General features: G+C 62.1%; 11 protein-coding genes. 7 read left to right on the top strand and 4 right to left on the bottom strand.

Features of this window, described 5'->3' with window-relative positions; all coding sequences use genetic code 11:
* Positions 1-116: 116 nt before the first annotated feature.
* On the top strand, positions 117-692 hold the full coding sequence (locus F4X08_05080) for a DUF1697 domain-containing protein (GenBank protein ID MYD25167.1): 576 nt from the start codon (positions 117-119) through the stop codon (positions 690-692).
* Between the two features lie 116 nt (positions 693-808).
* On the opposite strand, the gene F4X08_05075 is transcribed toward F4X08_05080, so the two are convergent.
* Together F4X08_05075 and F4X08_05070 are read right to left on the bottom strand one after the other, a co-directional pair.
* A complete protein-coding gene (locus F4X08_05075) occupies positions 809-1,276 on the bottom strand; it encodes a hypothetical protein (protein ID MYD25166.1) in 468 nt (155 codons plus the stop codon).
* A gap of 135 nt (positions 1,277-1,411) precedes the next feature.
* Positions 1,412-1,615 (bottom strand): hypothetical protein, encoded by a 204-nt coding sequence (locus tag F4X08_05070; protein ID MYD25165.1) that lies wholly within the window; start codon positions 1,613-1,615, stop codon positions 1,412-1,414.
* Positions 1,616-1,866: 251 nt separating this feature from the next.
* On the opposite strand from F4X08_05070, the gene F4X08_05065 reads away from it, so the two are divergent.
* On the top strand, positions 1,867-3,147 hold the full coding sequence (locus F4X08_05065) for a Gfo/Idh/MocA family oxidoreductase (protein MYD25164.1): 1,281 nt from the start codon (positions 1,867-1,869) through the stop codon (positions 3,145-3,147).
* Here F4X08_05065 and F4X08_05060 read toward each other — a convergent pair.
* Positions 3,057-4,172 carry an amidohydrolase gene (locus F4X08_05060; protein MYD25163.1) on the bottom strand — a complete coding sequence of 372 codons (1,116 nt, stop codon included), beginning with the start codon at positions 4,170-4,172 and terminating at the stop codon, positions 3,057-3,059. The genes F4X08_05065 and F4X08_05060 overlap by 91 nt on opposite strands.
* A gap of 190 nt (positions 4,173-4,362) precedes the next feature.
* Here F4X08_05060 and F4X08_05055 point away from each other — a divergent pair, with 190 nt between their 5' ends.
* The 5 genes from F4X08_05055 to F4X08_05035 all read left to right on the top strand — a co-directional run bounded on the left by F4X08_05055 (position 4,363) and on the right by F4X08_05035 (position 14,100).
* Positions 4,363-5,148, top strand: coding sequence for a phytanoyl-CoA dioxygenase family protein (locus F4X08_05055; protein MYD25162.1), 786 nt, complete (start codon positions 4,363-4,365; stop codon positions 5,146-5,148).
* Positions 5,149-5,177: 29 nt separating this feature from the next.
* Complete coding sequence (locus tag F4X08_05050) at positions 5,178-9,266, top strand: hypothetical protein (GenBank protein MYD25161.1); 4,089 nt, start codon at positions 5,178-5,180, stop codon at positions 9,264-9,266.
* Between the two features lie 94 nt (positions 9,267-9,360).
* Positions 9,361-10,458 (top strand): M23 family metallopeptidase, encoded by a 1,098-nt coding sequence (locus F4X08_05045; GenBank protein MYD25160.1) that lies wholly within the window; start codon positions 9,361-9,363, stop codon positions 10,456-10,458.
* A gap of 11 nt (positions 10,459-10,469) precedes the next feature.
* On the top strand, positions 10,470-12,263 hold the full coding sequence (locus F4X08_05040) for a peptide ABC transporter substrate-binding protein (protein ID MYD25159.1): 1,794 nt from the start codon (positions 10,470-10,472) through the stop codon (positions 12,261-12,263).
* Between the two features lie 43 nt (positions 12,264-12,306).
* The gene (locus F4X08_05035; protein ID MYD25158.1) at positions 12,307-14,100 is read left to right on the top strand and encodes a peptide ABC transporter substrate-binding protein; all 1,794 of its coding nucleotides are present in this window, start codon (positions 12,307-12,309) and stop codon (positions 14,098-14,100) included.
* Positions 14,101-14,139: 39 nt separating this feature from the next.
* On the opposite strand, the gene F4X08_05030 is transcribed toward F4X08_05035, so the two are convergent.
* Positions 14,140-14,264 (bottom strand): macrolide ABC transporter ATP-binding protein (locus F4X08_05030; protein MYD25157.1); only part of this gene is annotated, 125 nt, incomplete at its 5' end.

The following is a 14,264-nucleotide window of genomic DNA, read 5'->3' as shown; positions in this document are numbered from 1 at the left end:
CACTGTTACGTCATTGACCATGACCTAAACTACATTCAACCAATTTTAGGCGTTCTTTACTTAAATTCAACCACTACATTACATGCACTGATTCAATTGAAAAGAGGGGGTACGAAATGACCGCACAAAAACCCTCGGACGAAACCTACCTGGCCCTGCTGCGCGGAATAAACGTCGGCGGCAAGAACATCATCAAGATGGCGGATCTCCGGAGTTGCTTCGAGGCCGAATGTTTCCGCGATGTCGTCACCTATATCCAGAGTGGGAACGTGATCTTCCGTTCGCCTTCCACCGGGCTCAGGACCTTGACGAAGAGCATCGAGGGGATGCTGTCCGTGGCGTTTGACTACGAAGCGAGTGTCGTGATGCGCTCAAGAAAGCAGATGCGGGCTGTGGTTTCCGATGCGCCGGCGGGGTTTGGAGAACGGCCGAAGACGTACAGATACGACGTGATCTATCTGAAAGCGCCACTTACGGCAACAGCCGCCATGGAGGGCATCCCCACCAGGCCCGGCGTGGATGAAGCCTGGGCGGGCAGCGGTGTGCTCTACTTCTCCAGACGGATCGACCAGGCCTCACGGAGCTATCTCAGCCGTCTCGCGTCGATGCCCGTGTACCAGCGCGTTACCGTCCGAAACTGGAATACGACGACCCGGTTGGTTGAACTCATGGAAAAACTGAATGCCGACTAACCTGACCGACGCCGGCCGGTCTTGCGTATCTTGTAGTATTCGATTCGCATCGGTCAATCATTTGCATACTCATTCAGCACTGATCGAGTTGTTCGACGTCGTTCAAGGGCGAGTCGTCATTCCGTGCCGCACCGTCCATCCCTAAATACCAATACCGGCATGTTGGGAATCGAGCAGTCGGAAACGTACCCGTAAAGCGCATTCATCTCGGCTTCGAAGGCGTTGTATTCTGCCAGCCGACTGACCAGTTCCGTCGGATCTGTGGATGATGCTGAGTAAACGATGTACGCCCAGGGTCCGCCGCACGGCTTAGCGCCAATGCCCGCGTAGCGACAGTCTGCAATCGAAGCCCCAGCCGCGTCGCCGATGAGTGCGTCGATTTCCTGTCGCATCTCTACCAGCCGTGCCCGGTCGCCTTCCTCGGTCCGCTGTTCGCCTTCATTGGTCGGCTGATCCCCCTCATCGGATTGCTGTTCGCCATTGTTGTCTGGTCCAACAACAGGATCGCGGTCGTCACAGGCAATGAGGGATACGGAGATCGACGCCGCCACTACCAGGCATACCACCGCAACCAGGTATCGCATGGACTTTCCTTTCTTTCGGAAATGAATCATAAACCCCACTGTGGAGGACGCTTGACCACGCATGCGGTTCCCTTCCGAGGCTACGATTCACCGCGTCAACAGCTTTACATTATCGACTGCAACCCGATCGGCAGATCAGTTCCCAGGTTTCCTTGAAACAGATTCGAATTCCAATCTACTAATCACACCCTCCACTCTTCCTAGCCGGGTGTTCATGTCATGCACTTCTTTAGATAGGTCTTTGATGTCTTCCCTGGAAGCCATTTTACCGCGTATAAAGAACAACCAGCCGAGAATCAAACAGGCTCCGGTGGTTACAGGCATGATCCAATCACTCATGTCGACTCCTTTATTGATTGTGGCCTGTTTTTATAGTTGTGAAGTGTCTACTTCGTTTGCAATGTTCTTTTCTCATCCGCCTTCCGAATCCGTCGAATGACCGTGCTCGCGACGTTGTTATCTACCTGTATCTAACCGACCGGGTGTCATTTGATTCATCCGATACTTCGTGTGAATCCCCCGGATAATCTTTATAGTAGCCTTAACACCTTCTGTTCTCGAATTCTGTAGATGAAAAAGGAGATCGCACCATGCAAAAATACCGGGTCGCTGTTCTGGGCTGCCGTGGCCGGGGTACGGCCGCGGGCCGCGCGTACCATCAGCATCCCCGCACCGAAGTTGTGGCATTGTGCGACCTCGTGCCCGAACGGCTGGCGACCCTCGGCGACGAACTGGGGGTTGCGGCTCGTTACGACGATCTCGACCGGATGATCGAGGCCGAGGCTCCGGACATTGTCGCTATTCCCACGGGTACCGAATTCCACTACCCGCTGGCTATGCGCGTGCTGGAACACGGCGTCCACATCGACATTGAAAAGCCGATTTGTACGACCCTGGCCGAGGCCGACGCGGTGCTGGCCAAAGCCGCGGAGCAAGGGGTGCAGGTGGCCGTGCATCACCAGGGGCGCAGCGGCGGTGCGCTTCAGGCGGTCAAAGCGGCGGTTGACGAGGGCCGGATCGGCGACTTGCGGTTTATACAGGGCAGCGGCAAGGGCTACTACGGCGGCTACGGCCTGATGAATATCGCCACGCACTCGCTCAATGCCATGCTAGGCGTGGCCGGACCGGTGCGAAGCGTGCAAGCCGTGGCCTTGACCGATGGACGTCCGATCACGCCCGAGGACGTGGTGCCGTCGCCGAGTGGCATGGGCTACATTGCCGGTGAACACGTGACCGCGGCTCTTGCCTTTGAAGGCGGGTTTTCGGGTGTCCTCCTGCAGCACCGCTTCCCGGTGATGGATTCGACAGCCTATATGATCGAGATCTACGGCACCGAAGGCAGGCTCTATTGGAAAAGCGATGCCCCGTGGTTTCTGTCTACTCCGCACTTTGCCCCCGGACAGGCCGAATGGCAGCCGCTTGCCCCCATCGTGCCGGAGCACTACGATCCGGCCGGTCCCGCTTCCGTGGAGGACTACCAGTTCGCCGACGAGTACGTGCGGGCGCTCGACGAGGGCCGTGCGCACGAGTGCTCGGGTGATGCCGGCCGCCACGTGCTGGAGATATTGATGGGCATTTCGAGTCGGGCGCGCGCGGCCGGCGTGTGGATCTGCCGCAAGCGGAACGCGATCACCCGCTCCTGCGCTGGCGCGAGGAACACGGTCTGGGCCTGCCCGGTCCGATGCCGCGCCCCTATTCGGAATGGCTCGCCGCGGAAGACGGCCGTCTGGGCCGGAGTGCGAGCTAGCCGCCGGGCTTTCCCAAATCACCCTCCTCGTCCCTACCCGGCAAACCCGCCCACGCCCATAATCCGCTCCATATTGCCACCGAGAATCGCCGCCATCTCGTCCTCGTCCAGGAACGGGCAGTAGCGCCTCACATAGTCCAGGCTCTGGCGGTAGGTCCAGTGCAGCAGCACGATGGGGATGTCCGTACCCCACAGGATGCGGTCGGCGCCGAAACATTCGACCATCTTCTCCAGGACGGGCCGCATCTGGGGCATGGGGTAGTCCCAGCGCGACTGCAGGAACACGGCGAAGAGGATCTGGATGTGGAAACGGGGGTGGTCCGCGGGCGCGGCTTCATACACTTCGTCGGGGACGTTGATCCGGTCACGTTCGGCAAACATCCGCCAGGGGAATCCGTGGGTCACGATCACGTCGACATCGGGGAACCGGTCCATCCAGGCACTCAACGAACGTAACTCTTCGATGTATGCGGAAGGCGATCCGACCGCGCCGAGGGTGAAGAAAACAGGAATACCCAGTTCGGCCACTGCTATCCAGAACGGGTCGAAATCGGACCCGGTCCATTCAGCGGAGAGGTCATAGAGCGGCCGGTGAAAGGGCGCGAACTGAAGGCCCGAAAGGCCGAGAACGCCGATCGCCCGTTCCAGTTTCGCAATGGCCTCGTCGGTCCGGTCAGGTATCCACCATTCGGGGACCTGGGCCAATCCCTGGAGCCGCTCCGGGTAGCGGCGGCAGCATTCCGCGATGTAACCGTCGTCGAGCCCCATGTAGGGCGTGCGGTGAAGGAGGGCCCGGTCGACGCCCGCGTAGTCCATCTCCGCCACCAGGCTTTCCGGTGAAAATGAGAAGTCCTCCGTCCACGGCGGCAACGCTTGTTTGACGTAGTCCTCGCCATCGACCGACCACTCGGCCAGTCCGTGTTTCCCGGTGCGGAAGTTTGCGTTCCGCAGGCCCTCGAAACGCCAGGGTAGATCGGGATCGTATAGCCCCGTAGCGTCGGCCGGCGCGCGGTCGCTACGCCGCCAGACGGGCTGCTGCCGGGCCTGGGACATGAACAGTTGCAGGTGACGCCGGAATTCGGTATGATCGTCGAAACCTCCGATATCTCCCGGAGAAGGAAAGCAATAGGCGTGTCCGTCGTAGATCATTTAATGCCTCAATAGTTCGCCCGGAATGGACCTTCGAATCCCTGGAAGACGCATAATGAACAGGTATGGATGCGGGACCGCAACTTCATTCCTGCTTGTCAGTTCTGAATGGACTTGACGGACAATTACCATGGCGTTAAGGATGTTGGACGAATGATTACAACGGACAACATGCGGAGGGATCATTAAAATGCCGGCCCATCCCACGGATGCCGAACGCTTCCTATTCGACACGAACGGTTACCTCGTGCTGGAGGATTTCCTTCCGAATTCCCAGGTCGACGCGCTCAACGCCGCGCTGGAGCGGACGATTGCGCGTCGCCGCGACCCCGGGTTCCAACGAGCGCACGAACCGGCCTTCGCAGACAAACTGGATTCGGCCAACGCACGGGTCATGCACCTGCTGGCCGAAGATCCGCTCTTTCTGGACATGCTCGACTACGAGCCGATGATGCACTATGTCCACAGTCTGTTCAACGAGATGCCCCACCTGCACTCGACCGACGCCATCTACGAGATCGAACCCGAAGAGCACCACGGAAAGGGCTGGCACACGGACGGGATACAGGACGGATTTCGTGACTTCCAGCCTCACATCCCGCTATTGCAGTTCAAGGTGGGATACTACCTGAGCGACATGTCCGGTCCCGACCAGGGCAACCTGACCCTGGTACCGGGCAGCCACAAGTCCCTGGTCGAGCCGGACGCGAAGAATGGAATGCCCGGGGCCGTACAGATCTGCGGACGGCCCGGCACGGCCGTGCTCTTCCACAACGGGGTGTGGCATTCGGCCGGCCCGTTCACGCGCAAAGGCGGCAAGCGGGTGATCCTCTACTACGGATACGAACACCCGTGGATGCTGGCCTGCGCGGAGCAGTGGCGGTACGACAGGGATTTCCTGAACAGCCTCACACCCCCACGCCGGCGATTCTTCCACGGTTTCGTCTTCGACCCGCCGGAATACCGCTGGGGTTGAGCCGACGCGTATCGCAACGGAATCGGGCCATGAGATTCCTTCTCGTTCCTGTCTTCCTCTCAATCATCGTCCTTCCGTCGTGCAGCCGGGAAAGCCCCACGGGACCGCCGCGGGCAGCCAGCATCACGATATCGCCTGCCGAGGCCGAGCTGGACGCCATTGGCGCGACCGTGCAACTCACCGCGTCGGTCCGGGACGGGAACGATCGGGTGATCGCGGACGCTGCCGTGACGTGGACCAGCGGAAACATCGAAGTGGCCAGCGTGACAGACGAGGGCCTGGTCACGGCCCGGAAGAACGGTTCCGCGGTTGTCACGGCCGTTTCGGGGCCATTCCATGCAAACGCCACCGTCACGGTATCGCAGGCCGTCGCTCGCATCGAGGTCATGCCCGCCAGCGTGACGCTGACGAAGACGGACGTGGCGCTGCGGTTGGACGCCGTGGCCAAAGACAGGAACGGCAACCCGGTGCCGGACGCGCGGCTCTTCTGGACCAGCAGCGATCCCTTCGTCGTCTCGGTGAACGCCCTGGGTGACCTCGAAGCACGGTCGAACGGAAACGCCCGGATCACCGTGTCTTCCGGGGAAATATCGGCGAGCGTGGAAGTCACGGTCTCGGGATTTGGACCGGACGCGCTGGACCGCGCCGCCCTGGTGGCGCTGTTCGACGGCACCGGCGGACCGGGATGGACGCTCGCCACGAACTGGTCGAGCGACGCGCCCCTTTCCGAGTGGCACGGAGTGACGACCGACGCCGAAGGAAGGGTGACCGAACTGTTGCTCGACCGGAACGGCCTGGAGGGCGCGATTCCCGCGGATCTGTTCCGGCTGGAAAGGCTCCGATCTCTTTCACTCCTGGGCAATCGGTTGACCGGAAGCATACCTCCCGGAATCGGTCGACTCGCCCGGCTGGAGGAGCTGGAGGTTTCCTACAACCGGTTGACGGGAAGCATACCCCCTGAAATCGGACGACTCGTCAGGCTCAGGATACTCGGCGCCAACGGTAACAACTTCTCGCCAGGACCGTTGCCCCGGGCCATGACCAATCTCGACCACCTCGAATCCCTGGGGCTAGCGAGGACTCCGCTGTGCGCACCGTTGGACGCGGTTTTCCAGGCCTGGCTTCGCGCGATTGACAACGTTGAGGTGGACAATTGCGAGGACATGGAGCGGAGCGCGCTGATCGCGTTGTACAACGCGGCGGACGGGGGGAACTGGACCGGACGGCAAAATTGGCTCACCGCCGCGCCCCTGAGCGCCTGGCACGGCGTCACGATCAATGATCAGGGCCAGGTAACGAGCCTGGACCTGGCAGACAACAACCTTGAGGGAACGCTGCCGTCCCGGCTGAGTGATCTCCGGTCCTTGAGCATATTGGACCTGTCCAACAACTCCAGCCTGTCGGGACCGCTGCCTGCGTCGCTGGTTGGTCTCGGCTTGACGGTCCTCAAGTTGGGCGGAACGGGACTTTGCGCGCCGCCCGAACCCGCTTATCAGGCCTGGCTGTCCACCGTCGGGGACATACGGGTCGACAACTGTCCCGCGGCCGTCGGCCCCGACCGGGTGGCGTTGACCACGCTGTACGGCGAAACGGGCGGCGCCTACTGGAAGGAGGCCGCCAACTGGCTCAGCGAAGCGCCGCTGCGGGATTGGCACGGCGTCGAGACCGACGACGAAGGGCGTGTGACCTCCATCGACCTGCAGTACAATAACCTGAAGGGGCGGCTGCCTTCGGAACTGGCGCTCATGGACCGGCTGGAAGTGTTGCGTCTTTACGGCAACGGCCTGACGGGGGCCATTCCGCCTGAACTCGCTCGCCTCGACCGGCTCACCTCGATGGAACTCTCACTGAACCTGCTGACGGGACACATTCCGCCCGAACTGGGACGACTGGCAGACCTCTCCGTCCTCGATCTCTCCGCCAACGGGTTGACCGGGGCCCTTCCACCCGAACTGGGACGACTCGACCGACTCTCCTTCCTCGACCTCAGGCTCAACCGGTTACACGGTCCCCTCCCACCGGAACTGGGAAACCTCCGCAGCCTCGGGCGACTGGAGCTCTCCTCCAACGAGTTTACGGGCTCTGTTCCCCCGGAATTGGGACGACTGGAATCACTCACCGTCCTCAATCTCGCCGTCAATGGGCTGACGGGATCCGTTCCACCCGAACTGGGGCGACTCCGAAACCTCGTCGCGCTCGAGCTCGGTAGAAACGGGCTGACGGGCCCCGTTCCGCCGGAACTGGGACAGCTGGCAGACCTCGAGGAACTGGATCTTTCCACCAATGGGTTGACGGGCCCCGTTCCGCCCGGACTCGGAAGCCTGGCAAACCTCGAGGAACTGAACCTCTCCGCCAACGGGCTGACGGGCCCCGTTCCACCCGAACTGGGACGACTGGCAAATCTCGTCACGCTAAGTCTGGCGTCAAATCGGCTGAATGGACTGGTCCCACCCGAACTGGGAGCACTCGGAAACCTCAAGACGCTGAGTCTTTCCCACAACGGCGCAATGCTAGGGCCGTTGCCGCGCGCGTTGCTCAACCTCGACCTGGCCTCCCTGCTGCTGGCCGGCACGCGAATTTGCGCAACCCGAGACGTCGAGACCCAGACATGGCTGCAAAACATCGATGAAAGGCGCGTTTCCACCTGTGGAGGCACTGTCGCGCGCGTTGCGTCCGCATATCTCACGCAAGCGGTGCAGTCCCTCGAGAACCCGGTGCCGCTGGTTGCCGGCAAGCCCGCGCTCCTCCGCGTCTTCGTAACGAACGGCGGCATGGCCGACGCCAAACGGCCTCCGGTACGCGCTACTTTCTACCAGAACAATCTTCCGGTGTACACGGCCGAGATGCCGGGCGGAGACTACAGCCTGCCGGACCGTCCTGAGGAGGGAGACCTCGCGGCGTCATCTAACGCCCATATTCCGGCCTATGTCGTTCGGCCGGGCCTGGAAATGGTGATAGAAATCGATCCCGGCAGCATACCGGATTCCGCTTCGGACGTCGATCGCCGCCTGCCGCCTGCCGGACGGCTGGCCCAGGAGGTGACGGAGATACCGCCCCTGGATCTTACCCTGGTCCCGTTTCTGTGGACGCAGAATCCGGATTGGGCGCTCGCGGACTACGCCGCGGGCCTGTCGCCCCATGACGAACTGTTCAGGCTTACCCGGGAAACGTTGCCGGTAGGCGATCTCCATCTGAACGTGCGCGAACCCGTGTGGACTTCGGTGGCCTCGGAGGCGAAGAACACCATATCGATCCTGATCGAGGTTTTTGTGGTTCGCATCCTGGACGGCGCACGGGGACACTATATGGGCATCCTCCCTGCCAGCGAACGCGTGGGCGTCGCCGTCATCCCCGGAAGCATCGGCGTGTCGGCACTGAACGGACAGATCATAGCCCATGAACTCGGACATAACATGAACCTGAGGCACGCGCCGTGCGGTGGCCCGGCCGGTGTGGACCCCGACTACCCCTACGCCGACGGGACTACCGGCGCATGGGGCTACGATCTCCTGTCGGGATCGCTGGTGTCGCCGCGGAAACACGACCTGATGAGTTACTGCCCTCCCGGATGGATCAGCGACTTCCACTTCGTCAAGGCGCTGATCTATCGGCGGTCCCTGGAAACGCCCGTTCCTGCTGCGCGCGCCGCTTCCGCGACCAACCTGCTGCTATGGGGCGAAGTGAACGACCTGGGTGAAATCGTCCTCCATCCTGCTTTCGCGGTCGACGCCCCGCCCGTCCTGCCGGAGACCGGCGGTCCTTATCGCCTCACCGGTGAAGACGAAACGGAGAACACGCTTTTCGCGCTGTCCTTCGGCGCGGTGGACGTCGCGGACGGGGCCGGGCGCGTTTTCGCCTTCGTGCTTCCCGTCCGGACAGACTGGCTCGATCGTTTACATCGGATCGCGTTATCCGGCCCGGAAGGGGTGACGACGATGGATCGCAGCGGAGGGCCGTCCGCCGCGATCATGTTGGACCGGGCGACCGGCGCGGTCCGGGGCATCCTCCGGGACTGGCCCGACCAGGGCGGCTCTCCCGCGTTCGCCCGGCGCGTGCCGCCGGATGGAGATTTCGAAGTGCAGGTCAGCCGCGGCATCCCGGATTTGAACCCCCGGTAGCGAGGGTTGCCTGCCGAAGCCCAGCGTTCGGTTCAAAAAACTGTTTTGGGAGTGGTGCAATGGTTATAATGATTAGGTATAGCCCGGATCGGTCGTGTCGTCCAGATCGGGGATGCCGTCGAGACCGGTCCCTGTGTACACCCGGATCGACCTGGATCGACCCGGATTCCCGCCCGGTCCCATGAATCTTGTTCTTGCCCTGGCGCTGACCGCCGTCTGCCTGGGTGGCGAGACCTTCTTCCACGCGCCACGGGCCTATCTGGGAGAGCGGGCTTTCTCGCTCCACCTTTCCGATGAGCGGGTGGCGAACGGCCATACCCTATTACTGCAGTGCATCCCGTACGGTCCCGGCGAGGAAGCCGGTCGTGCGGCTGATCTTCCGATTGAGCGGGTCGATCTCCCTGGTCCGGCCGATCGCGTGGCTGACCTGACCGTTTCGACGGGTGCCCGGATCCATCGCCTGTACCCTCATCCGACCGGGCCCGAAGGTGTTTTGTTCGCGCTGATCGGCATTCCCTATCGTGCGGCGCCGGGATCGGATACCGTTCACGTGGAGTGGACCGAAAGCGATCGGATCTTCGATCGGGAACTCCCGTTCACCATAGTTGCCGGCCCGTACCGGTCGGAGCAGATCCGCGGCGTACCGCAGAGCCGGGTCACGCCCTCGGTCACGGACTTCCGGCGTATCGCACGTGAACAGAAGATCATCGCCGCGGCGTACGAGGCGGTACGGGATACGGTGATGATGGAAGACACGTTCCGTTACCCCGTGGAGAAGAAGACCATCACCAGCCCGTATGGGACTCGAAGGGTGTTCAACGGTCTGCTTCGAAGCTACCACGGCGGACTCGACCTGCGTGCCTACGAAGGAACGCCCCTGTACGCCGCCCAGTCCGGCGTGGTCAAGCTGGCGCAGGACCTGTTCTATTCGGGCAACCATGTCCTCATCGAACACGGCATGGGCATCCACACCGGGTATTCGCACATGAGCCGGCTGTACGTGAAAACGGGGGACGAGGTGTCACGGGGACAGTTGCTGGGGCTGTCGGGGGCCACGGGCCGGGTGACCGCCGCGCACCTGCACTGGACGGTGAGCGTAGACGGCGTGGGGGTCAGTCCGCTCCAGTTTACCGAGATCCTCGCCTTGCTGTACCAGAAACCCGTCGAAGTGCGCAATCCGAATGACGGTTGAACGGGGTAGTCATGCGATCGAAGATCTGCCTGTTGCTCCCTGCTTCTTTGCTGATGATTGCCGTTGCCCTCGCGTCGGACGCACTGTCCGGGCCGTCAGGGCCGCCTGGTTCCTCCGGCCAACCTGGTCCGCCCAGTCAGCCCGGCCAGCCCGGCCAGGTCAATTCCGTCGGCGTGACGCTCCCTCCGGACGCCGCACCGCCCTCCCTGCAGGTCCTGCGGACCTTCGAGCTGAACAACCGGTACATGGACCGGGCCACGTCCTCCTACCAGAAGTCCTTCGGATTTGCCCTGACGAACGAACCGCTCAGCCGGGTCGACCGCGATTTCAACCTGGTGCCCGCCGCCGCCACCCGCTGGGAGGTGACCGAGGACGGCCGCACCTGGGTTTTCCACCTCAGGAAGGACATGGTGTTCGGCGACGGCAAGCCCGTAACCGCCTACGATTACGCGGACACGTTCCGGCGATGGGCGGACCCGGACATCGGCTTCGATTTCGAATGGTACTACCGGCCCATCAAGAACTGGGGCGCGGTCGTCGCGCGGAAGATGCCGCTGGACTCGCTGGGCGTCGAGGCGCTGGGCCCGCACACCATCGCCTTTACGACCACCCGGCCCGCGCCTTTCGCGCCTCATTTGCTCAACTACAGCTGGGTGACACCCACCCACCAGTTCGAGAAATACGGGGCCGCCTGGTCCACAAAACCCGAAACCCACATCGGGTACGGCCCCTACCGGCTCAAGGAGTGGACGATCAATGACCGCATCGTCCTCGAACCGAATCCCGTCTACCCCGGACCCAGCACACCCTACCTGGAGCGGATCATTGCCCGGTTGTACAATGCCGCGGCCCAGCCGCCGTTTCTCGCCTCCTACGAGGCGGGCGAGGTCGATTACGTCCTGCTGAACAACCCGGCCGAGATCAACCGGGTCCGGTCCGACCCAGTACTGCGAAACCATCTCAATACCTATACGAATTTCACCACGTACTATCTTTTCATGGATACCCGCGGACCTCCCTTCCACGACCTGCGCGTCCGCCAGGCTATCAGCCACGCCATCGACCAGCCGGCCATCATGAAATCCGCCCTGAAGGACATCGCGGTGCCCGCCGTATCGATGATGCCGGCAGGATTTCCCGCCGCACGTCCCGATTCACTCGCCCATATCCAACGGTACGATCCCGAAAGGGCCCGCAAACTGCTCGCGGAAGCGGGATATCCCGATGGCAGGGGATTCCCGGAGATGGCCATGTGGCTGCGCGGCGAAGCCTATCTCAGAAAAGTGGCCGCCGAGGCCATCCAGGCCATGCTGAAGCAAAACCTGAATATCGAGGTCGAGGTGCTGAACGTGGAACGGAAGGTCTACACAGAAGCCATGAACGCCAAGGAGATCCCCTTTTCCATGATCGCCTACGGATGGGACTACCTCGACCCCAGCAACCTGCTCAACCTGTGGTTGTCCCGGGGCCGTCATCCGTGGCGCAACGACCGGTTCGAGGTACTCGTCGAACGGGCCAACCACCTGGTGGGCGATCCCGGCCGCCGTGCGCAACTCTACCATGACGCGGAAGAGATCCTGGTCCGCGACGTGGGCGGCGTGTTCCTATGGCACGACCTGGTCAACGAGATGTGGCGACCCTATGTCCGCGGCGAAGCCCTGGAACCGAACGAATCGGGATACAGGGCCTGGCGGGGAAACCAGATGCTGAACCTGATGACGACGATTTATATTACTGAGGATGTATCCCGGGAAACGACGTCACGCAGGCAGGCCGGACCCCGGAGTGGGCTGACCGAGCGTTGACGGGACCTTGCTCACCGCTTCAATCATCAGATCGGTCCGCTTTATGGGTATGCCATCACACATGAGAACATGGGGTATTCGGGGTATCCTCGCCTCCGCGGTTGTATTGACAGGCTTGGCGGCACTCCTGTATTACACGCTGTTGGGGTCCGCCGTCGCCGACCCATCCGGCCAGGATGAGCCGGCTCAAGTAAACTCCGTGGGCGTCACGCTTCCCCCGGACGCCGCGCCGCCTGAGCATCAGCACCTGCGCACCTTCGAATTGAACAACCGGTTCATGGACCGGGCCGTTTCCTCTTACCAGAAGGTCTTCGGTTTCGCCATTACGAACGAGCCGCTGACCCGGGTCGACCGGGACTTCAACCTGCTCCCCGCCGCGGCCACGCACTGGGAAGTGACCGAAGACGGCTTCACTTGGATTTTCCATCTGCAGCAGGACCTTATTTTCGGCGACGGGCGTCCCGTGACGGCCTACGACTACGAGTCTTCGTTCCATCGCTGGGCCGATCCGAAGACCGGGTTCGATTTCGAATGGTACTACCGTCCCATCAAAAACTGGGGAGAAGTCGTGGCCGGCCGCATGCCGCTGGACTCGCTGGGCGTCGAAGCGCTGGACGAGCACACCATCGCCTTCACCACGACCCAGCCGACGCCCTACGCGCCGGAGCTTTTGAATTACAGCTGGGTGACCCCCACCCATCTGTTCGAGAAATACGGCCCGGCCTGGTCGACCCGGGCCGAGACTCACATGGGCAGCGGTCCCTTCCGGCTCAAGGAATGGACGATCAACGACCGCATCGTCCTCGAGCCGAGTCCCACGTACCGGGGTCCCAACAAGCCCTTCCTGGAACGCATCACGGCGCAACTCTTCAACGCCGCCGCCCAACCGCCCTACCTCGCCGCCTACGAAGCCGGCGAAGTCGACTACATCGTGCTGAGCAACCAGGCCGAAATAAACCGCGTCAAATCCAATCCCGCGTTGGAAGACCACCTGAACACCTACGTGGATTTCCAGACCTACTATCTGCTGATGGATACCTACAACCCGCCCTTCAACGACCGGCGGGTGCGCCGGGCCTTCAGCCACGCCGTCGACCAGGCTTCGCTCATGAGTTCGGCCCTGCGGGACATCGCGTTGCCGGCCGCCGCCATGTCGCCGCCGGGGTTTCCCGCGGCCAACTCCGAAGCGCTGGCCGCCATCCAGGCCTACGATCCGGAAATGGCGCGTAACCTCCTGGCGCAGGCGGGTTATCCCGATGGCAAGGGATTCCCGGCCGTGAGTATTTGGCTGCGGGGAGAAACCATCGTGAACAGCACGGCCGCCGAGGCGGTCCAGGCCATGCTGAGGCAGAATCTGAATATCGAGGTCGGGGTGCGGAACGTGGAAAGGAAGGTGTTTACGGAAACGATGAACGCCAAGGAACTCACCCTGGCGCTTATCCCTTACCGCTATGACTACGTAGATGCCAGCAACCTGCTCACGCTGTGGCTGTCTAACGGCAGGCATCCCTGGTACAACGAGCAGTTCGAAGATCTGGTGCTTCGGGCGAATGTGCTGGTGGGAAATCCGGACCGGCGCAACGCGTTATACCAGGAAGCGGAGGAAATCCTGGTCCGCGACGTGGGCGGCGTGTTCCTCTGGCACACCCTGATCAATGAAATGTGGCGGCCCTACGTACGCGGCGCAGCGCTGGAGACCAACAAGTGGGGGTACAGGGCATGGCGGGGCAACCAGATGCTGAACCTGATGCCGACCCTGTATATTTCGGAAGACGTCCAGGATGCGGCCCCGAAAAAGGAACCCGCCGGCTTCTGGGACTGGCTGACCACCCGGTAGATCCTAGCCGAGGCCCAGGAACGGATCCAGTGCCTCCGCCTACGCCGCTGCTTCCTGCACGATCCGCCCGTCGAAGAGGCGGATGATCCGGTGGGCGTGGTCGGCCAGTGTCTGGTCGTGGGTCACCATGATGATGGTCGTGCCCGCTTCGTTGAGGCCGCTTA

Source organism: Gemmatimonadota bacterium, from assembly GCA_009841265.1.
Taxonomy (GTDB): Bacteria; JAAXHH01; JAAXHH01; order JAAXHH01; family JAAXHH01; genus JAAXHH01.
Note: the sequence above shows the minus strand (reverse complement) of the source record. Positions and strands in the feature narration are given on the sequence as shown.